Genomic DNA, 22779 nt, shown 5'->3' with positions numbered 1-22779 from the left:
AAAGATGTCATCTAATCTTATGGGTTTTCCCGAGATCAAATGCGCTTTAGAGAAAGTTATGAAAACGCCAAAGTTATGATCCCAAAATAGATAGATAAAGAAAAAATATTTTTAGAGACAGTAACTCATATGCCAAGGAGGCAGAGCAATAGCATGAAGAAGACAATGGTTGTTGATACAAGTGTATTTATATATGATCCTGAAGCATTGTCTTCATTTGAAAACACACGAATTATCATTCCATTCACTGTGATTGAAGAGCTAGAAACTTTTGCAAAATTTCGAGATGAATCAGCTAAAAACGCTTCTAGAGCGTTAAGTAATATCCGATTATTGATAGAAGGTTCGAAAACTCATGTTGTTGAGGGTATTGCTCTTCCTAATGGTAGCGAATTGCGAATAGAAGTATCTTCAATTGCTAACTTATCCGGAGACGAAAAAAATAGGAAGCTTTTGACTTTAGAATTATTACAAGTGATAGCGCAACGCGAACCCATGATTTTTGTTACTAAAAGTTTAGGACGTAGAGTAAGAGCAGAAGCTTTGGGAATCGAAGCGAGAGATTATGAAAATAAGCGTTTTTCATTTCGATCTTTATATAAAGGGTATCGCGAAATCAATGTCGCAGAGGCTGATATAGAGTATTTTTATACGAATGGTCATTTAAAACTACCTTTAGAAATTACGCCTGCTCCAAATGAGTATTTCTTTCTAAAAGCAGGAGATAGCCATTTCGCGCTAGGACGTTATCACATGAAAGAAAAGAAAGTGATACCTCTTAAAGCTCTCCCAGATAAAATTTGGGGGGTAAAACCTTTAAACATAGAACAAAAATGTGCTTTAGATTTGTTGCTTAGAGATGATGTTAAGCTGGTATCACTCATGGGACAGGCTGGCTCAGGAAAAACTATTTTAGCTTTGGCTTCTGCTATGTACCAGGTGTTCGATAGAGGAGATTATAATAAATTATTGGTAAGTCGTCCTATCGTTCCTATGGGTAAGGACATTGGATTTTTACCGGGAGTTAAGGAAGAAAAGCTTTTACATTGGATGCAACCAATTCATGATAATTTAGAGTTTCTATTTAGCGTTAATGGTATGGGAGATTTCTCCGACGCCCTGCAGTCTTTGCTTGATGCTAAAAAATTGGAAATGGAAGCTCTTACCTATATCCGTGGCAGATCTTTACCTAATGTGTTTATGATTATTGATGAGGCTCAGAATTTAACTCCTCACGAAATTAAAACAATCATTTCTCGAGCTGGTAAAGGGACTAAAATAGTTTTGACTGGAGATCCTACACAAATTGATAGTCTTTATTTTGATGAAAATTCCAATGGTCTCACTTATTTAGTTGGAAAATTCCATCACCTTGCATTGTATGGTCATGTATTTATGAAGCGTACTGAACGTTCTGAACTCGCAGCTGCAGCTGCAACGATTCTCTAAACTCTGATACGATATTTCATTTAAGAGTTGAGATCGATTAAGCTGGTAAAGGAGTCAGGCAAGGGGTTGGCATAGGTAAGATTACAGTTGATATTATTTGTGTTAACCTTGGGCTGATGGACGATTGGTGAGGAATAGTATTTTTCATTCTCTTGTCTTTTTAAAAAACAGAATAGGGACTGAGCGATCCTGATTATTAGTCTCAATAGATAATATAGCGCCTTAATACCAAGTATCTCCAAAATGGCATCTGTTTTAATTTTTGGAAGAGCTCTACTAATATCTAAACAAGGATTTAAAGGGCATACAGGACTAAGGTTCCCCGCAATAATTAAAAATGAATGCTCTAGTTTTGAAATGGCCGATAGAGCCCAAACACCCGTGAAAGCACTCGCAATGGGGATAAAGCTTAGAAATATTTCAGTACAAGAACGATACAAAGGATTGATTACAACACATGAATGATCGGCTTTAGAACAGGGGAAACCTTGGCCATCATGTTGATGGTTTACTAATAGAAAAGATAAAGATGTAATGCTCATAATCTAACTGCTCTAGAGACAAGGATATTAACCTCCGGATAGTTTATCATAAGTTCGAATTTCTTCCACATAGCTCATTCACAATTAAGATTGTTTTTGTTTCAAATTTAAAAAATATCTATTCTATTTGTTTAACTTTATTGTGTTTTAGTTTTATTAAATATTGTCATCAATTTAATGAAACAATTAGAGTGTTGAAATAATTCTATGTTTGCTCATTTATCAAATCGTTTAGGTATGCCCTCTGCATAAAAGGTTGAATGAGAATAACTTGATTCGCGTTTACTCGTGTTCATCAGATGTCTGTAATCCTATGCTTTTGTAAACTTGAGTTTGTGTTCAGATAAGTTTAGGTATTATTGTGAGTAATGCGGATAAGATAGAGCCTCGCTGTATTCCTGAAAGGCAAAATTTAAAGGATGCCGAAGCTCTTTAGATAAACCGGGGTGAAGATTATCAGAGATTTGTTACAAAACAGTAAGAGTTATTTGAAATGTCCTCAGATTCGAGGATTGAGAACCAGTCGTGCGCAGGCTATCTTATTAATATTGTGGTCTTATTGTTTAAACAGCTCTCGCTAGAAAAAGCTTATCGAAATAACCGAGGTGAACCTACTGCAAGCGGAGAGGAGGGTTATAGGCCCTCTACGCAAAAACGTGGGAAATTTTTTGGGTTAAAAGATTGGAGGTGGAGAGACTCGAACTCTCGTCCTTAGCAAACTCCCTGCAAATATCTACATGCTTAGTCCTTAGTAAATAGTACATTGAACTACCTCAGCTAAGAACGTCTATAGTAGTCAACGACTCTCAAAAGTCTCGAACAAATTTCCTTGAGAATTAGAGGAAACAAATTCCAACCAGATCGATGACAGCGCACCACAGATCTCTGGTGGAATCCATGGGCGCCGGGCTACCTAAAATTTAGGCAACAACTTTTGCTCATTAAGCAGCAATTCTTTCCTCAGTGAGGTCAGCAAAGCTGATAATTTCGCATTCAGCCTTAGGTTCGGCATTTATTGTTTTGTCGGCTTTTTAGGAGGCCAGCCAACGTCCTCCGCATGCAATTAACACTTCATTTCCAAGTCGAAACCTATACACCCCCAAGGGGGACATTCTAGATCTTTCTTTGCTTTTATGCAATAGCCAGAATGTCCTGATAATATTTTAAAAAAATATCCTTGATTATTTTGATGGATATATTGGTAGTTAGGCCATAGCTAAGGTAAAGATTTTAGGATGCTAGGATAGTATCTATATGTCCTATGTATCCTAACCTTGTATGTATTTCTTGTTGTATATTAGTATTGAGCGTCGCTAGATAGTGCCTTTTGTGAAAGGTCTTCTTCCGTTGTAAAATTACGGTATTCTTAGGTTCTTTTGGATTTTATCTTAAATACGAAGCGGTTCAGTGTATGAAAGAGGATTGTGATAACAAGGAAAACCTTGCTCAGAGAGAGGAAAAGATTCTTAATTTTTGGGCAGAAAGGAACATATTCCAGAAAACTTTACTTAATCGTCAAGGGAGCCCTTTGTTTTCTTTTTATGATGGCCCTCCATTTGCGACAGGATTACCTCATTATGGCCATCTTTTAGCTGGCACTATTAAAGATGTGGTTGGTCGATACGCAACAATGGATGGTAACTATGTTCCTAGAAGATTTGGATGGGATTGTCATGGTGTTCCTGTTGAGTATGAAGTTGAGAAATCCTTAAATTTGACAGAACCGGGAGCTATTGAGAACTTCGGTATTGCAGCTTTTAACGAAGAGTGTCGGAATATTGTGTCTCGTTATGTTAACGAGTGGCAAGAATATATCAGGCGTTTAGGGCGTTGGGTAGATTTCTCCGCCACTTGGAAAACTATGGATACCACTTTTATGGAAAGTGTTTGGTGGGTATTCCGTGCTCTTTATGATCGGGGGTTGGTGTACGAAGGGACTAAAGTTGTTCCTTTTTCGACTAAGTTGGGTACACCATTATCTAACTTTGAAGCAGGGCAGAATTATAAGGAGGTTTCCGATCCTTCGGTAGTTATCAAGTTTGCGATTTGTGATGATCATGCTTCTCTTTTGGTATGGACAACGACACCATGGACTTTGGTATCCAATATGGCTGTCGCTGTTAATCCAGAAATTACCTACGTACGTATTAGGGATAAGCTTTCTGGAGAAGAATATATTTTAGGAAGCGGATGTTTATCTCGATGGTTTTTAGACGCTAATTCTTATGATATTTTGGAGTCCTTTTTAGGAGAAGAGTTACTAGGAAGGAGTTATTATCCTCTTTTTGATTACTTTAGTTCCAAGCGAGAAGAAGGCGCATTCTTAGTGCTTCCAGGAGCTTTTGTAGAAGAAAGTGAAGGCACGGGAGTGGTACACATGGCTCCTGCTTTCGGCGAGGCCGACTTTTTTGTATGTAAGGACCATAATGTTCCTGTAGTATGCCCAGTTGATAATCATGGCTGCTTTACTGAAGAGGTACCCGATTATAATGGCCAATATATTAAAGATTGCGACAAGTTAATTATTAAATTCTTGAAAAACTTAGGAAAAGTGTTTCACCATGGCACAATTATGCACCGTTATCCCTTTTGTTGGAGAACAGATGCGCCTTTAATCTATAAGGCAGTCAATTCTTGGTTTGTGTCTGTTGAAAAAATCAAAAACAGTATGATTCACGCAAATAGGAGGATTCATTGGGTTCCTGACCATATTAAAGAGGGTAGATTTGGTAAATGGCTTGACGGAGCCCGGGACTGGGCAATTAGCAGAAATCGCTATTGGGGAACCCCGATTCCCATCTGGAAAAGTTCTGACGGTGAAATTATAGTTATTGGCAGTATCCAAGAGTTAGAGCAACTAACCGGTGAGCGGATTAATGATTTGCATCGCCATTTTATCGACGAGTTAGAAATTATCAAGGACGGAAAAATTTTCCGTCGTGTTCCTTATGTATTTGATTGCTGGTTTGATTCTGGGGCCATGCCGTATGCTCAAAATCATTATCCTTTTGAAAACCAAGAGAACACAGAGAAAGCGTTTCCAGCGGATTTTATTGCCGAGGGACTCGATCAAACTCGTGGTTGGTTTTATACTTTAACCGTCATATCTTCTGCATTATTCAATCAACCCCCATTTAAGAATGCTATAGTTAATGGCATTGTCCTGGCAGAAGATGGCAATAAGATGTCTAAGAGATTAAGTAATTATCCAAGCCCTATGGGTATTATGCGTACTTATGGTGCAGATGCATTACGTTTGTATCTTCTAAATAGTGTGGTTGTTAAGGCTGAAGATTTACGTTTTTCTGATAAAGGTGTCGAGGCTATTTTAAAGCAGGTACTTTTGCCGTTGACCAACGTTCTATCGTTTTATAAAACGTACGCCGAACTTTACAATTTTTCTCCAAGCATATCTTATGAAGAATGCTGCTATACAGATATAGATCGTTGGATTCTTTCTAATCTCTATACTGTGGTTGGAAAAGTTCGCAGTAGCATGGAGGTGTATAATTTAAATACTGCAGTAAATCCGTTTGTTATTTTTATAGACGATCTTACTAATTGGTATATTAGGCGTTGTCGTAGACGCTTCTGGGAAGCAAAAGATACGCCTGATAGAAGGGCTGCTTTTTTCACTTTATATGAAGTTTTGACAGTTTTTTGTAAGGTAATAGCTCCTTTTATCCCATTCATTGCTGAGGATATTTATCAGCAGATTAGAACGGATGATATGGAGGAGTCTGTACATTTATGTGACTTTCCTCTTGTTGACCTCTCTAAGGTATGTCTGGATTTAGAGACACGCATGAGTGACGTCCGTGATATCGTGGCTCTAGGTCACTCGTTAAGGAAAGAGCATAAGTTAAAGGTACGTCAACCTTTAGCGAATTTTTATATTATCGGGCCTAAAGATCGTTTAGATGATATTTTGAATTTCGAGTCGTTGATATCCGAAGAACTTAATATTAAGAAGGTTACTCTCTACAAGGAAGCTCCAGAATTTGTTACTGCAATCATTAAGCCTAATTTTCGTTCCTTAGGGAAAAAAGTAGGTTCTAAAATGAAGCAGGTTCAGGCCCTTCTTAATGAAATGTCCCAAAATGAGATTCACGAGTTTCTAGAGAAAAAATTTCATACGATCTCTTTAGACTGTCAAAAAGTTGTTCTAAACCTCGATGATGTGATCATTTCTTGGCAAACTCAGGAAGGATATGTAGCTAGAAATTCTTCATTGTTCACTGTAGTACTAGATTGTCAACTTTCCAATGAATTGGTCATAGAAGCTATTGCCAGAGAAATTGTAAATAAAGTTAATACAATGCGACGTAATTTGAAACTTCATGTTTCTGACCGTATTTCTTTAAAAATTAGTACTTCACAATTAGTAAAGGATGCATTTTCACAATATCATTCATATATTTGTGAAGAAACATTGGTTACTCAATATGAGTTTACAGATCATGTGATAGGCGAGGAGTGGGATATCAATGGGCAGACTGCTGTAATGGAGATTTCTATGACTGGTAGAAATTAAAGAGGGTGTTAGTAACCCTCTTTAATTGTATTTCCGGAAGAATCTACGTTTTCGTTGGTAGTAACAACGTCCAATCAATCCTAGGAACAAGCAGATAGCTATCCCGTTAACAAGATAACCAGGGAATGTAGTAGGTGCAGGTACACTTGCTAGATGATTGAAATGGCCAAATGGCCAAAACGTCCATAAGGGGGCTCCTAAAAGGTTTTTCACTGGAACAAAACCAAATTCTCGGCTATCAGCACTCATTGCATAATTATCACCTAAAACTAATACATGGTCTTCTGGTACGCGTATTCCAAAATTTTTAACAAACTCAATAAAATCTTGTTCTAAATCTGGTAGAATAGGGCGATCAATGAAGGCAATGTATGGTTCAGCATTTCTAGATGCACTTTGCCTGTGTTTTTCTAATTCTGTAAATTTCTGTAAAGAAGGGTCATTTTTAATAAAAACCGGAGCGTTCATAATATATAGATTACCTTGATTATAGAATGCGTACCGATTAGGAAGAGGGGACTGCTTTGGATTATTTGGTGAGAAAATAGAATTAAAATTAATCCCGCAATTGAATAATTCGATAACTTTCGTATCTGTTAGCTGCATTAAAGGGTGTGAGGATTTTAACTTATGCCGTATTCCTCCGAATCCTATTTTGTAAGCTTGGCCTTTACAGTATTCATAGCACCCATTGGGAATATCAGGGAAAGATAGCGCGAATATTTTAGACGAGTGAGATTGTCTTGCTGAAAACGGATGATATTTGTAAGCCAAACCATCTTCGACAACAAATCTCGAAGTAGTGAGGTTATTGCGAATCAGATGTATATGTTCCTTTCGTAAAGGGAGTAGGGCAGTCATCGGTCTGATTGCTGGTATCAGAGTTTGTCCGTAACGGTGTATAGTTGGTTTAGGATAAGAAACATTGGGAGTATGGCATATTTCTAAATATGCTGATGATGGTTGTTCTATAATGTGGTGCAGAAGCAGGGCTTGTTTATGAGTAAGAATTCTAACCATGGCATAGTTTCCAATTCCAAACAGGTCTGCGTAGCTAACAGGAGTAGTATGAGGCTCTTTTAATTTATCCGGAGTATCATCGGTCCAGGAATTTTTATGGAAAAACTGTCCGTAAGATGTCTGAGGTAAGGAAATTTTTCCACAGGGTTGGTACATTTGCTTAAAGTATACTTCAGCCGTATTCTCATGCGATGTTATTTCTGTGGAGCCATCAAAAGAAATATAGGGCACATGATATAACTCATTCAATCCATACTCGGTTGGAAATTGGATGGGCTTATCATCCTTATCAACTCCATATATTTTTCCTCCGTAAAAATATAGAGTATCACCGGGTTTCCCTATACACCTTTTGATATAGCGTTTTTTTCCAGGAATAAAGCCAAAATATTTTGTGTCTGAATCTGGAATGGGTAGATTACCAACTGTAAACACAACCAATCCACCACGTGTAATGGATTTAGGGTTAAATCCCCAAGGCTGTTCTTTGAAAGGGATGTGTAAGCCGAATGTAGTTTTCGATACGAGAATCCGGTCCTGTTCGAGGATAGTCGGTCGCATAGAACCTGTAGGAACTTCATAAAGTTCAAACCAAAATTGCCGAATGACAAAGGCTATGGTAGCTGCGAATAATAAGGCCTTGATAACTTCAAGAGCTCTATCTGAAAAAGTTAAAGGAATCCCTCTAGATATTTGCTGAACTTCTTCGGCGAGGCTTGAAGCAAGTTCTTGATCTTGTTGAAATATGGCATCTTCCAGCTGTTCAAGTAATTTTCCTAAACGAACATGTGTGTCTGGTAATTTTGATAGTTTCTTGCTTTTGAACAGCTTAAAAGAGGAGCGAAGAATTTGACGACTCTTATTCAAAGAAAGAGGATGCCTCATGGGGATGCCTACTGAAGATTATATATGTTATTTTTAAATCAAGTTCATCCTTTATAGTCCAATGCGGTACAAAATCGCAAGGCCCCTGCTTTTTCAGGTTTTAGAAGGATTTTTCGTAGTTAGATTAGCTGATGGGTAGGGGGATGTTATATCCTTTCCTAGTTCAATTGCTCTGACGATAATGTGGCCCTTGGATGTTTCTATACTTATCCATAGAGGGAAGGGAGATATACTTGTAGACGTGAAATATATTAAAACATTTTTGTCAGACAGGAGAGAAGAACCTTTCGGCCAAAGAGCATGCCATGCTTGAGCGGAGAGATTAGATGTCTTTTCCCCTTGTACGGAAACAGTTGGTGACCAGGGTCTTCTATCTTTTCCTTGTGTTTTTATTAGTTGTTGTGGTGCTGGAGATAGTTCGAGTGATAGAAGAGTGTTTAAAAAAATAGGAGCGGCCCCGGGGGAAGTGAAATTCCAAACATTAGATTCCTGGTCTAAAGAGAATACAGAGTGGGCTTCATTTTTGGGGAGGTGAATTAAAAACACTTTTTTATGCGAAGTCAGTTGATGGACAAGAAGTTTCCAAGAACCATTCTCTAGTAGACATCGATCCGTATAGCACAAAGATGGAAATTCTATTAATTCTATCCATGCACCCGTATTGTCCACAGATTTGACAGCGAGAAAGAACCTTTGAGAGCCTTTTGCAAATACTACGTAGTCGCCTGTGTGAGCAAAAAATACCTGATTTTTAATTGTCAAGAAATTACTTGCTTCAGCACAACAGGGTAATGAAACCGTTATTATAATAAAAAGCCTTTGAAACAGAGCTGATAACAGTGTTTTTTCTTGCTTTTTCATGGTCGGTTTCAGTAGACTCTTCCTTTAGTGTGTCGTCGTGTGTTTTCTATATACTAAGACGGTGATTTTGGAGTTGTCAATATGAAAAAGAACACTCATCCTGAGTATCGACAAGTTTTATTTGTGGATTCTTCTACGGGTTATAAGTTTGTTTGTGGATCTACATATCAAAGCGAAAAAACAGAAGTCTTTGAGGGAAAAGAGTATCCCGTATGTTATGTAAGCGTGTCATCTTCTTCTCATCCTTTCTTTACAGGAAGCAAGAAGTTTGTGGATGCAGAAGGTCGTGTAGATAAGTTCTTGAAGCGCTATAGTAGCTTAAAAGTTCCTGTTCAGCAGACTCAGGTTAGTGAGGATGCTGTTGTTTCTAAAAGTAAGAAAAGAGCTGTAAGCAAAAAGAAAAAATAAACAACTCTTCGTTTCCGACTGTTGTTTCTAAAAGCAGTCGGATTTTATTTGCAGCGAGTCTAGTGTCTTGTCAGTCGTCTTCCGCTCTTTTTGTACTTTCAGTGGCATAGATTTGGTTCGGCTTTTGGCGTGACTTGGTCGAGATTGTGCTTATTCTGTCTGTTTTAGAGGTTCGGGTGTGAGTTTCTTTCTCTCAGGTTCTTTGGTTTTCTTCTTTTGCGAACAGATAGATTAGGTGATTTGTTTTGGTTTAGAGTGGGGTGGCTTTGTGTTTATCATAAGACAAAGTCCGGTTGCTCATTAGGGAACAATAATTCATGAAAGAAAAAATCCTCGAGTATTTAAAACGTTTAGAAGAAGTCGAGCTTCAGATTTCGAGTCCTGATATATTCAATGATCCGAAAGAATACAGTGCTTTGAGTAAAGAACATGCACGTCTTACAGAGCTTAAAAATGTCTACCAGGAATCTCTTCAGTTAGAAAAGATAATTCAGGATGATCGTAAAGCCTTGCAGTTAGAGAAAGATCCTGAAATGATTGCTATGTTAGAAGAAGGCATAGCCAACGAAAAAGTAGATCTCGAAAAGTTATATAAAACTCTCGAAAGTTTGTTAGTCCCTCCTGATCCTGATGATGATTTAAATGTTATTATGGAATTGAGAGCCGGCACCGGTGGCGATGAAGCTGCTTTGTTTGTTGGTGACTGTGTGAGGATGTATCATTTTTATGCCAACAGCAAGGGATGGAAGTGCGAGGTTCTTTCAGTTTCCGAATCAGATCTTGGAGGATATAAAGAGTATGTCATGGGTATTTCTGGAGGGGCGGTAAAACGTTTTCTGCAGTATGAAGCTGGTACGCATAGGGTGCAAAGAGTTCCAGAAACTGAAACTCAAGGTCGTGTGCACACATCGGCTATTACTGTAGCTGTGCTGCCCGAAGCTCCGGAAGAAGAAGATATCGTTATTGATGAGAAGGATTTAAAAATAGATACTTTCCGGGCTTCTGGTGCTGGAGGGCAGCATGTCAATGTTACAGATTCCGCTGTTCGTATTACCCACCTGCCTACGGGAGTCGTAGTCAGTTGTCAAGATGAGCGTAGTCAGCATAAAAATAAGGCCAAGGCAATGCGTATTTTAAAAGCGCGTATTCGAGATGCGGAAGTGCAAAAGCGTCAGAAAGAAGCTTCGGCTATGCGATCATCTCAAGTTGGTAGCGGAGATCGTTCTGAGAGGATTCGCACGTATAATTTCCCACAAAACCGTGTAACTGATCATAGAATTGGATTGACTCTCTATAACTTGGATAAAGTTATGCAGGGTGATTTGGATGCTATTACCACGGCTTTGGTCAGTCATGCTCATCATCAGCGTTTACAGCATGGAAGTAAAGAAGATTCTTAGTGAGGCAGAAAAGTACCTGGATTATCATGGGATAGCGAATCCTAGGATGGAGGCTGAGTATCTGTTAATGGATTGCTTGGGCATAGCTTCTAGGTGTATGCTTTTTGAAATCTCCATTTCCACAGCCAAGTTATCAGAATACTGGCTCCGTCTTGGTAAGCGTGCCTGCCATGTACCTTTAGCTTATATTCACGGAGAAGTGCGATTTTTAGAGTTAGAGTTAGAAGTCAACACTAACGTGTTAATACCTAGGATGGAAACCGAACTACTTGCAGATAGAATTATTCAATACATCAGAAGGCATCCTGAAATACAGCTTTTTTATGATGTATGTTGTGGTAGTGGGTGTTTGGGGTTGGCGATTAAGAAAGCTTGTCCCAACCTAGACGTAGTCCTTTCGGATATTTGTCCAAAAGCTGTTGAACTAGCAAAATGCAATGCTAAGAAAAATCAGCTTTCGGTGGAAGTATTAATGGGAGATTTATTTGCTCCTTACACTGATTTGGCAGATGCTTTCGTTTGTAACCCTCCTTATTTAGCATTGAATGAAATTTTTCATACAGACCCTGAAGTTCGGTGTCACGAGCCCTGGAAAGCTCTGGTGGCTGGATCCAAAGGAATTGAATTTTATGAAAGAATCGCTTGTCAACTTTCTTCTGTGCTGCGTCCTAAAGGAGTAGCTTGGTTAGAAATCGGTTACAAACAAGGAGCGATTGTTAAAAAAATTTTTTCTGATTTAGGGGTTGTTGGAGAAGTTTACCAAGATCTATCGGGATTGGATAGGATTTTTTTTCTTGAAAATCATGGATGTAATGCTGTATCGTTTTGCAATTATTCTTGATTTTTCTGAATGATGATCAGTTCATTATCACAAAAACTATCGTCTGTTTTTTCTTCTTTGGTTTCTTCACGTAGAATTACCGAAGAGAATATTTGTGAATCTATAAGAGAAGTGCGATTGGCTCTTCTTGATGCTGATGTGAATTACCATGTTGTTAAATCTTTTATTGCTAAGGTTCGTGAAAAGATTCTTGGCAACGAGATTTGGAAGGATGTTTCTCCTGGACAGCAGTTTATTCGTTGCTTACATGAAGAATTAGTTGATCTTCTTCGAGATGGTCGCGAAGATCTTGTCCTTCAGGGTAATCCTGCGGTAGTTCTGTTCTGCGGTTTACAAGGGGCTGGAAAAACGACAACGTGTGCTAAGCTTGCCGCTTATTTAATTCGAGAGAAAAAAGCTCGAAAAGTGCTTGTTGTTTCTTGTGATTTGAAACGTTTTGCTGCTGTGGAGCAATTAAAAAATTTGATTTCACAAACGCAAGCAGATTTTTATGAAAGTGAATTTCAAGATCCAAAAAAAACAGCTGCAGAGGCTTTAGCGTATGCTGAAGCTCATGGTCATGACTTAGTTTTGATTGATACAGCCGGACGTTTGCATGTTGATGAAGCTCTTATGGAAGAGCTCGTTGAAATCCAGAAGTGTGTGCATGCTTGTGAGAGATTATTTGTTATGAATCTAGCCATGGGACAAGATGTTGTCGCAACAGCAAAGGCATTTGACGACAAGTTAGATCTTACGGGTGTTGTGCTTTCTATGACTGATGGAGATGCTCGTGCGGGTGCCGTTCTTTCAATGAAAAGTTTGTTAGCTAAACCAATAAAGTTTGAAGGGTGCGGAGAGAAAATTCTTGATTTGCGTCCTTTTAACTCTGAGTCTATGGCCGACCGGATCCTTGGTATGGGTGATACGGTACACTTTGTAAAGAAGATGCAGGAGTGTATTTCCGAAGAAGAAAATGAAGAACTTGGGAAAAAGCTTATGACTGCTACCTTCACTTATGAAGATTACCACAAACAGATGATGGCATTTCGTCGTCTGGGACCACTTCGTAAACTTATGAGCATGATGCCAAGTTTAGGAGGGGCTAGACCTACTGATCAGGAGATGGAACAATCTGAAAAACATATGAAAAAAACTGAAGCGATTATCTTGTCTATGACTCCTGAAGAAAGAAAGGAGAAAGTGGATTTGAGTATGAGTCGCATGAAGAGGATAGCTTCCGGTTGTGGGTTAACTCTCGGTGATGTAAATCAGTTCCGCAAACAGATGATGCAATCCAAAAAGTTTTTTAAAGGTATGACGAAAGATAAAATAGAACAAATGAGAAAGAAAATGTCTGGAGGAAACCTGTGGCGTTAAAAATCCGTTTAAGACAACAAGGACGCAGAAATCACGTTGTTTATCGATTAGTACTTGCTGATGTCGAGTCTCCTCGTGATGGTAAGTATATAGAGTTATTAGGCTGGTACGATCCTCATAGCTCAGTAAACTATCAGTTGAAAAGCGAAAGAATTTTTTACTGGGTGAATCAAGGGGCAGAACTAACAGAAAAAGCGGCTGCTTTGGTCAAGCAGGGAGCCCCAGGTGTTTATAGTGAGCTGGTTGCTAAGCAGGTAGCTCGTAGAACTGCTTTATGCCAGAAGAGAAGAGCATATCGTAAGCGTCGTGCTTTGAAGAGAGCTCAAACTGCACAAGTCGCTGCTAAGTAAGAGTGCTTGTGGAATGGAGATCGACATACTTTCTTTATTCCCTGAGTATTTTTCTAGCCCTTTGAAAACAAGTATCTTAGGGAGAGCGATTGATAAAGGTGTATTAAGTATTCGTTCTAGAAATATTCGCGATTTTGGGTTAGGGAAGTGGAAGCAAGTAGATGATGTTCCTTTTTCTGGTAAGGGGATGCTTCTCATGGCTGAGCCCGTAGTCCGCGCGATAAGAAGTGTGCGAAAGAATGGTTCTAAAGTTATCTATTTATCTCCTCAGGGCGCCCTTTTGACAGCTGAAAAGAGTCGCGAGTTGGCGCAATATTCTCATTTAGTTTTTCTATGTGGGCACTACGAAGGAGTTGATGAGCGGGCTTTAGAAAGTGAAGTTGACGAAGAGATTAGCATAGGCGATTACGTTTTAACGAATGGTGGCTTGGCTGCGTTGGTTGTTATAGACGCTCTCTCTAGGTTTGTACCAGGCGTTTTGGGAAAACAAGAGAGTGCTGACGCTGATTCCTTAGAAGATGGTCTTCTTGAAGGTCCTCAGTATACCCGTCCTCGTATGTTTGAAGGGCGCGAGGTTCCTGAAGTTCTTCTTCAGGGTAACCATCAGGCTATTTCATTATGGAAGAAGAGTATCAGTTTGGAAAGAACTCGTCAGCGTCGCCCTGATCTTTATGTGCGTTATCTCTATGAAAGAGATGGGGAACATTTCCATACGAGCAAGATAAATGCATCAGAAGCTGTAAAAGAAAGTTCGGTAATTCTAGAAGTCGGTGATATTAAGTGTTCACAGCGGTTTTATAAGAAGGCTTTTAGATTGTCGCAATCTCAAGGGGAGAGGTTTATGCTTCCTGGGACTCCTTCTGTGGCTTTGAACTTAGTGCAGGTATTAGGGCCCATTAAGCATCTTTCTGTTTTTTCCATACGTCTTCAAACAGAGAAGGATTTTTTGATCTTTTTGTTGAGATGGAAAATGTTAGGAGGAACTGTAGAAGATCATTCACAAGGGACTGATTTAATTCGTTGGGCTCGCGATTTGGACGGTCATGTATGGGTAATCTCTTGTAATAAGATGAAATAGACAAAGAGAATTTAGGTGGAACATTATGGGGAACTTAATCCAGGAATTACAAAACGAACAATGTAGATCTGATCTTACAGACTTTAACGTTGGAGATACTATTCGTGTTGCTACGAAAATTTCAGAAGGTGGTAAGGAGCGTATACAAGTCTTTCAGGGTACTGTAATGGCACGTAGAGGAGGAGGGGCTGGAGAAACCATCTCTTTACATCGAGTTGCTTACGGTGAAGGTATGGAGAAAAGCTTTTTACTCAATAGTCCTAAAATTGTGAATATTGAAGTGGTAAAACGCGGTAAAGTGGCTCGTGCTCGTCTTTACTATCTCAGAGGGAAAACAGGAAAAGCTGCTAAGGTTAAGGAATATATCGGAGCAAGACCTGCTAAGAAATAATTGTTATATCTTTTACTTAACAGTATTTCCAATCTATGGACGTGGACATGGATTCGATTAGCGAACGGCAAAAATTCTCAGAAAAAATGGTCTTTGAAGAGGAAGTATTTGCTATGGGCTTTTCCTTCGTTGCAGGAGTTGATGAAGTCGGCAGAGGTCCTCTTGCGGGCCCAGTGGTTGCTGGTGCTTGTATTTTGCCTAGGGGAAAAGTTTTCCCGGAGATCGATGATAGTAAGAAGCTCACTCCTAAACAGCGCCGCCGTATTAGGGAGATTTTATTGAGAGATCCTGATGTCTATAGTGGTATCGGTGTGGTTTCTGTAGAAAGAATAGATGAGATAAATATCTTAGAAGCCACTAAGGAGGCCATGGCTGAAGCTGTTGCTAATTTACCTTTGAAACCAGAGTTTTTACTAGTCGATGGTTTGGATCTGCAGCATGAACTCCCTTCTAAAAAAATTATCCAAGGGGATGCAAAATCAGCATCTATTGCGGCAGCGTCTATTTTGGCTAAGGAGTATCGAGATGATATTATGCGTGAGTTGCATTTAATATATCCTGACTATGGTTTTGACAAACACAAGGGCTATGGAACGCGCTTACATCTATCTATGTTAAACGCTCTTGGTCCTTGTGCTTGCCATAGAAAGAGTTTTTCTCCCGTTAAACAGGCAGCCAATATTGTATGAAAAAGCACGTGCTATCCCCTTTTTCCCCAGACATGCCGGTATGTGCGCCTAGGTTGTTTACTATCAGCGCTCCTGCAGGCACTGGTAAAACTACTCTAGTGCGTATGTTGGAAAGGGAGTATCCTAACTCTTTTCAGAAAACTCTTTCGTTAACCACTAGATCTCCTAGAATTGGAGAAGTTTCTGGTATCGATTATCTCTTTGTTTCGCAAGAGCAGTTTAGACGCTCATTGGATCAAGAAGATTTTTTGGAATGGGTTTTTTTATTTGGCGAGTATTATGGGACAAGTCGATCTGAAATTCAAAAAATTTGGGAATCTGGTAAACATGCTGTAGCAGTCATTGATGTGCAAGGAGCCTTGGCTATCAGGAAATCCATAAGTGCTGTTTCTATTTTTATTTCCCCTCCTTCTTTGGAAGAACTAGAACGAAGATTAGATGTGCGAGGGTCCGAACAATACGAACAAAGAAAAGAGCGTTTGCAGCACAGCCTGGTTGAGCAAACCTCGTCGCATGAATTTGATTATTGTCTTGTAAACGACGATTTGGATCTCACGTACCAGGCTTTAAAAAGTATTTTTATAGCAGAAGAACATAGGAACGTATTATGACTAATAAAGACCGTTTAACCAATGAGAAGTTAAACTTACTTTTTGAAAGTCCGTTTAGTTTGGTAAATTATGCGATTAAGCAGGCTAAAAATAAGATAGCTAAGGGAGATGTGCGTTCTTCTAATGTTGCCATTGAAGCTTTGAATATCCTAGAAAGAGAAGGAATACAGCCTGACGTTTCTGAAGAAACATTTCAAACGACAGTTACTACTCATGGTGAGAAGCGAAGAGAGGGTTCTTCTGTTTCTGGAAGAAGAAAAGATCCTTCAGCATATACATGGAGCGATGTGAAATAGTGGTTTCCCGTGTTTTGATTACCTCTGCTTTGCCTTATGCCAACGGCCCCTTACATTTCGGCCATATTGCAGGAGCTTATTTGCCTGCAGACGTATATGCTAGATTTCGTCGACTGTTGGGTGATGATGTTCTCTATATCTGTGGATCTGATGAGTATGGTATAGCCATTACTTTGAATGCAGAACGTGCGGGTATGGGATATCAAGAGTATGTTGATATGTATCACAAAATACATAAGGATACATTTCAGCGTTTAGGCATTTCGGTGGATTTTTTCTCACGCACCACTAATCCTTTTCATAAAGCTGTTGTTCAAGACTTTTATAAACATCTTAAATCAAAAGGACTTATAGAGAACCACGTTGCAAAACAACTCTATTCAGAAGAAGATAAACGTTTTTTGGCTGATCGTTATGTTGAAGGTACGTGTCCTAAGTGTAATTTTGATAGAGCTAGAGGAGATGAATGCCAAAAATGTGGAGCAGATTATGATGCTGTTGATTTAATCAAGCCGCGTTCAAAATTATCGGGATCTTCTTTAGTTTTGCGAGATACCGAGCATGCCTATCTTCATCTTGAGAGAATGATCGACCCTCTATTAGATTTTGCTCATCAGTGCTCTCTGCGAGATCATGTAAGGAATTTTGTGGTTGATTATATAAAAAATCTTCGTCCTCGTGCAATTACTCGTGATTTATCTTGGGGAGTTCCTGTTCCAGATATTCCTGGTAAAGTTTTCTATGTTTGGTTTGATGCTCCTATTGGTTATATTAGTGGAACTATGGACTGGGCGGCATCCAGGGGCGTTCCTGATGCATGGAAAGCTTTTTGGCTGGATAATGAAACTGAGTATGTCCAATTCATAGGTAAGGATAATGTTCCTTTTCACGCCGCTATTTTCCCTGCGATGACTCTGGGACAGAATATTAACTATAAGATTGTCGATTCCCTAGTTTCTTCAGAATTTTACTTGCTAGAGGGATTCCAGTTTAGTAAATCTGAAGGTAATTACGTAGACATGGATAGTTTCTTGGATACCTATTCCCTAGACAAACTACGTTACGTGCTTGCTGCTACAGCTCCTGAGACGTCAGATAGTGAGTTTAGTTTCTCGGATTTTAAGACTCGCTGTAATTCCGAGCTGGTAGGGAAATTTGGTAATTTTATAAACCGAGTTTTAGCATTTGCACAGAAAAATGGAATACATCATCTCAGCTATCATTGCCAACACTTGAACAATGTTGACAAGCGATTATTTGCATCTGCAAGAGAGATAGTCGAGAATATTTATAAAAATTATAGTCAGTATAGTTTACGCAAAGCTTGCGCTTCTATCATGGAGTTAGCTGCTTTAGGGAACGTTTATGTTAATGATCAAGCTCCCTGGAAGGTGTTAAAATCAGGAGACCTGTCTCGTGTAGAGACCATACTATTTTGTACTTGTTATGTACAAAAGTTACTAGCCTTAATTTCATACCCTATACTTCCTGATTCTGCTTGTGAGATATGGCATATGCTTAATCCTAAATCTTTAGATCTTGATCAGATAGATAGGGATAAGCATAAAATCAAAAATCTTTGGCACGATAACTATCTGGATTATACTAACGAATCGTTTTCGTTATCAGCCCCCTCCTTATTGTTTACTATAGTAGATTAGAGGTGCTATAGTATTCTAAGCGATTTGGTATTTTTCTAAAGAATTTAGAGCGTGTACCAATCCGGTGGATCGGTGAAGGACTTTGTTATTTTTTACTGCAATACTAATAGCTTTTTTCGTTCCAACTAAAATGACCAACTTTTTTCCACGAGTGATTGCTGTATACAAAAGGTTTCTGTACAGCATTACGTAGTGAGAAGTATGGATGGGAATGATAACACATGGGCTTTCGCTTCCTTGGTACTTATGCACAGATGTCGCGTAGGCTAAAATAAGATTGTCTAATTCAGAAAATAAGAAGTTAACGAGTCTGTCTTCAATTTTAACTAAGATTTGTTTATTCCCAAAATCAATAGAAGTGATATATCCAATATCCCCGTTGAATACTCTTTTCCTATAGTTGTTACGTATTTGCATGACTTTATCACCAACTGCGTAAGAATGCAGCTTTCCAATAAACCTAACTTTTTGGGAGTTTAATTCCTCTCTTAAAACAGAGTTTAAATTATGTATTCCCAAAATGCCTTTTTTCATTGGAGAAAGGACCTGAATATCTTTGGGTTGAATATGGAATTTTTTAGGAACGACTTCTGTAACTAAAGATACAACCCTTTTTAATGCTTCTTCGGGATCTTCGTGTTGAAAAAATAAAAAATCCTTACGTCCAGAGTTGCCATATAGAATAGGGAAATCTCCCTGGTTTACCTTATGGGCATTGATAATGATATTAGAATCATGTACCTGCCGAAATACCTTGCTCAAGGTACTCACTGTTATTTTTTGTGAATCAATTAGATCTTTTAAGATATTTCCTGGACCTATACTAGGTAGTTGATGAACATCTCCTATGAGGATTAAAACTACATGATCCGGAAGAGCATGGAGTAGGTGGTGAAGAAGATAAGTATCCATCATTCCTGATTCATCGATAATAATAAGGTCACAGTCAATTGGATTATCTTGGCATTTACGAAATGTACCGGAAGAAAAGTCATACTGTAGCAAAACATGAATAGTGACTGCATTTTTATTAGTAATTTCTGTAATACGTTTTGCTGCTTTTCCCGTAGGGGCAGCTAAGATAATTTTATGCGTTAGCCTTTCATAAATTTTTAAGATTGCCTTTGTAATGGTACTTTTACCTGTTCCTGGCCCTCCGGTAATGATATGCAGCTTATTTGTCAGACTAGAACGTACAGCCTGTTTTTGAATGTGTTCCAGATCAAGATTAAGATTTTCTTCTACCCAAGAAATTGCTTTATCCTCATCTATGGATCGCAGTTTTTTCGTAGAATAAAGAATTCTTTTTATGTCAGACACGATGGTTTTTTCTGCAAAAAATAAACTTCTAGTCCAGACGTAAGTGATACCATCTATGTTCTGGGTGCAGATTAAGTTACTTCTAATCATTGTGTTAATTTGTTCTAGGATTTCCTCTCGGGTTACCAAAAGTTCTGGAGTATCTTGATTTAAAAGATCATGAACAATTAGTACTAGAGGATCAAGGGCATAACATGTGTGGCCCTCTTCTTGCAGCTCTTTTAAGGAGTGTAAAATTCCAGCGCCTATACGGTTTGGCGAGTTTAACGGGGTCCTCAACTGTATTGCTATTAGATCAGCTGTTTTAAAGCCTATTCCATCAACGTCACGAGCTAGGATAAAAGGATCTTGCAAGATCTTCATGATCGAGTGATCTTGATATTTTCTATGAATGCGGATTCCATAGTGAATAGGGATATCATATTGTTGCAGGAATAACAAAGTGGTTCTAAGGCTTTTTTGTTCGTTGAGTTGGCTACATATATTGGTGCAACGTGCTTTACTAATCCCGGGAATACTGTCTAATTTTTCAGGAGAGTAATCTAAAATATCCGCTGTACATTCTCCAAACTCTTTAAGAATCTTTGTGGTTGTTTTAACTCCTATACCCTTAACTAGTTTTGAAGACAGATAATTTATAATACCCTGATTATGAGGTGCTGCTTGTGGATCGCAAATAAAAACCTTAAAAGATTCACCGTAAGTGGGATGGTTCCACCAAACTCCATAAAGGCTAATCAGCTCTTTCCTTTGAAGAGCATTTTTGGGGATTTTACCTAAGACAGTTACAGTTGCCTTGTTATAGGGAGTCACGAATTCTATTACAGATTCTTCGGATTCTTGGTTTGTAGATAGGACAGTTCCTAAGATACCAGAAATTCTTTGCATAAGGGAGGCTTGGGCATTTTAGTATTACAAAAGGAGGAAGTAGAAAAGTACTAAGGTAATCCCTATAGACTTATTTGGCTAGATTTATGGCTGCTCCAAGGAGGTCGAGGTTTCTTTTTTTTCTTCCAAATTATGAATATTTTTCCTACCGAATAAGATTAAACATGACAAACTACCACCTAACATAAGAAAAATACCTAAGCTTTCTTGAATAGTTGGAAGTGTCTTTTTATATAAATAGGACAGGGTAAGCCCAAATATAGGCTCAAATATTAGTAAGGCTCCAAGAAGAGCGGGAGACAGATGGAGACTAGCTTTATTCCAGGCAGTGATTGCTTTAGAAGAAGAGAAAATGCCCATTATTGCACAGAGAATAACGAAAAGAAAGCGTTCATGGGATGGTGTATGGACAATAATATTTTTTGCTACGCTAGTGATGCCTAGGGTATCAAGGACGATAATGAGTGGAAGGCATAAAACTAGTGAGCTGATCCCGAGCATTTTGCACCAAGTTTCAGGAGAAACATCAGGGTTAGTGTCTAAGAAGGAATGGTTGCATACAATATAGCCTACCCAGATTAACGTAGAAAAAGTTACACAAAATAGACCAAAACAGTATTGCAAAAGATTAGATTCTGTAGCCGCTTGAAACCCAGAAATATTTGTCAGAACTACGCCGAAGAAAATGATCAGACTAATAAACGCAAGATATGAATTAGAGACGGTTTTTTTTCTAAAGTTGGCGTGGAATAAAATTGCTATGGGTGCAAGTCCCGCTATGATAATGGTAACAGACCCTCCAGAATAACGAATAGCTAGCGCAATCCCTAGGTAGTAAATAATATTGATAAGAAAGGCCCAAAGCAGACTTTTTCTCCAAATTTTAGAAGAAATATTTTTAAAGATATTCTCACGTTTCCAAAGTAAGGGAGTTAGGGAGAAAAGGCCAAAAACGCTATATCGAGCAAGGACGATATCAAGTTCCTGAAAAGAACTTAACAGATCTGGAATAACAAAAACGATTCCCCAATATAGACATGCCACAAGGCTATAGAAAATGCCTACAGTTGTGTTGCGATTTTGTCCTGCTTGAGTATTGCCTAGAAACATAGTTGCTTAAATTACAGGGTTATGTATCTTTTTAGTAAAGATATTCTACCATAAAATCATATTTTTATGGTTGGTGTGGTTTATAGTTTTCTTTGTTATGCTAAGAGCAAATTATTTGTTTCGATATCTCAATAAATAAGGCCCAATCCCTAGTATATGGTAAGCCTTTAAAGGTTCGAGGTTCTTTGTGAAAGGATTTAACTTTCTAGAATGCTCTGAGATTATTCCGATCATCTCAGGTATTCCCATATGTTAAGGATCTAAACAAAGCCTATAATCCGAAGTATGTCAAAGAGGAAGTTGTGTGTCTAGATTAAAGATATATGTCTATAGCGATACTGGGGTCTCCTCGTATTATTTGCGTCATGTTGTTCGATGGTTGAGGCTGAGTATTCCTTCCGATAGTAATCTGGAAGTTACTACCATTGATGCAAATTTCCTTCTTTATGATTTGTATTGGGAGAATTTAGCAGCTCTTTTAGTGATTCCTGGGGGAGCAGATCGCCCTTATTATGAAAAGCTACATGGTTTAGGAACAGCAAGGATCGATAACTATGTTCGCGAAGGAGGAAGTTATTTGGGTATCTGTGCTGGCGCCTACTTTGCTGCGAGTTCTTTACGTTTCCTAGAACCTAATTCTAAAATGTATGTAGATGGTAGGGATTTAGGATTTTTCCCTGGCTGTGCTGTGGGGCCCGCTTATTTGGAGCCTGCGTTTTCTTATACTGAGCCAACTGGAGTGCGGGTTGCAATGTTAAATTTTCCTAATATTCAAGCGCATGGGTATGCTTTATTTAATGGAGGCTGTTATTTTGAGAGTGCTAGGGATTACCCAGAAGTATGTATAGAAGCATACTATTTAGATCTACCTGATCATCCAGCAGCTATAATATCTAGGAGGGTTGGTAGGGGAGTCGTTACTTTATCAGGAGTGCATATAGAGTATCTTCCTCACTTATGTCATAAGAAAGATTACAACATACTTCAAACTAGAGAGATATTGGAGAAGAATGATCAGGTTTTAAATAGGTTTAGAAAAGAGCTTTTTTCATATTTGCTAAAATTGGAGTGTCCCAGCATATAGAT

At 38.6% G+C, this 22779-nt stretch carries 19 protein-coding genes and 1 other RNA gene; 14 read left to right on the top strand and 6 right to left on the bottom strand.

Features of this window, described 5'->3' with window-relative positions; all coding sequences use genetic code 11:
• Positions 1-153: 153 nt before the first annotated feature.
• Complete coding sequence (locus tag H359_RS03325; protein ID WP_020370265.1) at positions 154-1449, top strand: PhoH family protein; 1296 nt, start codon at positions 154-156, stop codon at positions 1447-1449.
• A 20-nt stretch (positions 1450-1469) separates the two neighbouring features.
• On the opposite strand, the gene H359_RS03320 is transcribed toward H359_RS03325, so the two are convergent.
• Positions 1470-1991 carry a hypothetical protein gene (locus H359_RS03320; protein WP_020370264.1) on the bottom strand — a complete coding sequence of 174 codons (522 nt, stop codon included), beginning with the start codon at positions 1989-1991 and terminating at the stop codon, positions 1470-1472.
• Between the two features lie 681 nt (positions 1992-2672).
• Positions 2673-3092: a transfer-messenger RNA gene (gene ssrA, locus H359_RS05095) on the bottom strand.
• A 310-nt stretch (positions 3093-3402) separates the two neighbouring features.
• Between ssrA and ileS the strand changes: the two genes are divergently transcribed.
• Positions 3403-6525: an isoleucine--tRNA ligase gene (ileS, locus tag H359_RS03310; RefSeq protein WP_020370263.1), complete on the top strand. Its 3123-nt coding sequence runs from the start codon at positions 3403-3405 to the stop codon at positions 6523-6525.
• Positions 6526-6546: 21 nt separating this feature from the next.
• Here the strand turns inward: ileS and lepB are convergent, their stop codons facing one another.
• Positions 6547-8430: a signal peptidase I gene (lepB, locus tag H359_RS03305; protein WP_020370262.1), complete on the bottom strand. Its 1884-nt coding sequence runs from the start codon at positions 8428-8430 to the stop codon at positions 6547-6549.
• A gap of 93 nt (positions 8431-8523) precedes the next feature.
• Complete coding sequence (locus tag H359_RS03300) at positions 8524-9291, bottom strand: hypothetical protein (protein ID WP_020370261.1); 768 nt, start codon at positions 9289-9291, stop codon at positions 8524-8526.
• Between the two features lie 81 nt (positions 9292-9372).
• On the opposite strand from H359_RS03300, the gene H359_RS03295 reads away from it, so the two are divergent.
• From H359_RS03295 to metG, 11 genes are all read left to right on the top strand, one after another.
• On the top strand, positions 9373-9699 hold the full coding sequence (locus H359_RS03295) for a type B 50S ribosomal protein L31 (RefSeq protein ID WP_020370260.1): 327 nt from the start codon (positions 9373-9375) through the stop codon (positions 9697-9699).
• 317 nt (positions 9700-10016) lie between these two features.
• On the top strand, positions 10017-11099 hold the full coding sequence (prfA, locus tag H359_RS03290; RefSeq protein ID WP_020370259.1) for a peptide chain release factor 1: 1083 nt from the start codon (positions 10017-10019) through the stop codon (positions 11097-11099).
• A complete protein-coding gene (prmC, locus tag H359_RS03285) occupies positions 11077-11940 on the top strand; it encodes a peptide chain release factor N(5)-glutamine methyltransferase (RefSeq protein ID WP_035392067.1) in 864 nt (287 codons plus the stop codon). The genes prfA and prmC overlap by 23 nt, the downstream gene beginning before the upstream one ends.
• A 12-nt stretch (positions 11941-11952) precedes the next feature.
• Entirely contained in the window at positions 11953-13299 is a 1347-nt protein-coding gene (gene ffh / locus H359_RS03280; protein WP_020370257.1) for a signal recognition particle protein, read from the top strand.
• Entirely contained in the window at positions 13290-13649 is a 360-nt protein-coding gene (locus tag H359_RS03275; RefSeq protein WP_020370256.1) for a 30S ribosomal protein S16, read from the top strand. Before ffh ends, H359_RS03275 begins: the two co-directional genes overlap by 10 nt.
• A 13-nt stretch (positions 13650-13662) precedes the next feature.
• Positions 13663-14727 (top strand): tRNA (guanosine(37)-N1)-methyltransferase TrmD, encoded by a 1065-nt coding sequence (trmD, locus tag H359_RS03270; RefSeq protein WP_020370255.1) that lies wholly within the window; start codon positions 13663-13665, stop codon positions 14725-14727.
• Positions 14728-14752: 25 nt separating this feature from the next.
• The gene (rplS, locus tag H359_RS03265; protein ID WP_020370254.1) at positions 14753-15118 is read left to right on the top strand and encodes a 50S ribosomal protein L19; all 366 of its coding nucleotides are present in this window, start codon (positions 14753-14755) and stop codon (positions 15116-15118) included.
• A 47-nt stretch (positions 15119-15165) separates the two neighbouring features.
• Positions 15166-15807: a ribonuclease HII gene (locus tag H359_RS03260; RefSeq protein WP_020370253.1), complete on the top strand. Its 642-nt coding sequence runs from the start codon at positions 15166-15168 to the stop codon at positions 15805-15807.
• The gene (gene gmk, locus H359_RS03255) at positions 15804-16418 is read left to right on the top strand and encodes a guanylate kinase (protein WP_020370252.1); all 615 of its coding nucleotides are present in this window, start codon (positions 15804-15806) and stop codon (positions 16416-16418) included. Before H359_RS03260 ends, gmk begins: the two co-directional genes overlap by 4 nt.
• Positions 16415-16714 (top strand): hypothetical protein, encoded by a 300-nt coding sequence (locus tag H359_RS03250; RefSeq protein WP_020370251.1) that lies wholly within the window; start codon positions 16415-16417, stop codon positions 16712-16714. Before gmk ends, H359_RS03250 begins: the two co-directional genes overlap by 4 nt.
• Positions 16711-18375 (top strand): methionine--tRNA ligase, encoded by a 1665-nt coding sequence (gene metG, locus H359_RS03245; RefSeq protein ID WP_238318212.1) that lies wholly within the window; start codon positions 16711-16713, stop codon positions 18373-18375. Before H359_RS03250 ends, metG begins: the two co-directional genes overlap by 4 nt.
• A 15-nt stretch (positions 18376-18390) precedes the next feature.
• On the opposite strand, the gene recD2 is transcribed toward metG, so the two are convergent.
• Both recD2 and H359_RS03235 read right to left on the bottom strand, forming a co-directional pair.
• Positions 18391-20583 carry an SF1B family DNA helicase RecD2 gene (gene recD2, locus H359_RS03240; RefSeq protein ID WP_020370249.1) on the bottom strand — a complete coding sequence of 731 codons (2193 nt, stop codon included), beginning with the start codon at positions 20581-20583 and terminating at the stop codon, positions 18391-18393.
• Positions 20584-20667: 84 nt separating this feature from the next.
• Positions 20668-21693: a DMT family transporter gene (locus H359_RS03235; protein WP_020370248.1), complete on the bottom strand. Its 1026-nt coding sequence runs from the start codon at positions 21691-21693 to the stop codon at positions 20668-20670.
• A gap of 304 nt (positions 21694-21997) precedes the next feature.
• On the opposite strand from H359_RS03235, the gene H359_RS03230 reads away from it, so the two are divergent.
• Positions 21998-22777 (top strand): BPL-N domain-containing protein, encoded by a 780-nt coding sequence (locus H359_RS03230; protein ID WP_020370247.1) that lies wholly within the window; start codon positions 21998-22000, stop codon positions 22775-22777.
• The last annotated feature ends 2 nt before the right edge of the window (positions 22778-22779 follow it).

The organism is Chlamydia ibidis 10-1398/6, from assembly GCF_000454725.1.
Classification (GTDB): Bacteria; Chlamydiota; Chlamydiia; order Chlamydiales; family Chlamydiaceae; genus Chlamydia; species Chlamydia ibidis.
The sequence above is the reverse complement of the archived record's forward strand: the minus strand, read 5'-3'. Positions and strand labels throughout refer to the sequence as shown.

Excerpts from the sequence above, each read along its gene's own strand:
- ileS (WP_020370263.1), top strand. The coding sequence starts at position 3,403 with ATGAAAGAGGATTGTGATAACAAGGAAAACCTTGCTCAGAGAGAGGAA.
- ffh (WP_020370257.1), top strand. The coding sequence starts at position 11,953 with ATGATCAGTTCATTATCACAAAAACTATCGTCTGTTTTTTCTTCTTTG.
- recD2 (WP_020370249.1), bottom strand. The coding sequence starts at position 20,583 with ATGCAAAGAATTTCTGGTATCTTAGGAACTGTCCTATCTACAAACCAA.
- rplS (WP_020370254.1), top strand. The coding sequence starts at position 14,753 with ATGGGGAACTTAATCCAGGAATTACAAAACGAACAATGTAGATCTGAT.
- lepB (WP_020370262.1), bottom strand. The coding sequence starts at position 8,430 with ATGAGGCATCCTCTTTCTTTGAATAAGAGTCGTCAAATTCTTCGCTCC.
- H359_RS03235 (WP_020370248.1), bottom strand. The coding sequence starts at position 21,693 with ATGTTTCTAGGCAATACTCAAGCAGGACAAAATCGCAACACAACTGTA.
- H359_RS03250 (WP_020370251.1), top strand. The coding sequence starts at position 16,415 with ATGACTAATAAAGACCGTTTAACCAATGAGAAGTTAAACTTACTTTTT.
- prmC (WP_035392067.1), top strand. The coding sequence starts at position 11,077 with ATGGAAGTAAAGAAGATTCTTAGTGAGGCAGAAAAGTACCTGGATTAT.
- trmD (WP_020370255.1), top strand. The coding sequence starts at position 13,663 with ATGGAGATCGACATACTTTCTTTATTCCCTGAGTATTTTTCTAGCCCT.
- H359_RS03320 (WP_020370264.1), bottom strand. The coding sequence starts at position 1,991 with ATGAGCATTACATCTTTATCTTTTCTATTAGTAAACCATCAACATGAT.
- H359_RS03325 (WP_020370265.1), top strand. The coding sequence starts at position 154 with ATGAAGAAGACAATGGTTGTTGATACAAGTGTATTTATATATGATCCT.
- gmk (WP_020370252.1), top strand. The coding sequence starts at position 15,804 with ATGAAAAAGCACGTGCTATCCCCTTTTTCCCCAGACATGCCGGTATGT.
- H359_RS03260 (WP_020370253.1), top strand. The coding sequence starts at position 15,166 with ATGGATTCGATTAGCGAACGGCAAAAATTCTCAGAAAAAATGGTCTTT.
- prfA (WP_020370259.1), top strand. The coding sequence starts at position 10,017 with ATGAAAGAAAAAATCCTCGAGTATTTAAAACGTTTAGAAGAAGTCGAG.
- H359_RS03295 (WP_020370260.1), top strand. The coding sequence starts at position 9,373 with ATGAAAAAGAACACTCATCCTGAGTATCGACAAGTTTTATTTGTGGAT.
- H359_RS03300 (WP_020370261.1), bottom strand. The coding sequence starts at position 9,291 with ATGAAAAAGCAAGAAAAAACACTGTTATCAGCTCTGTTTCAAAGGCTT.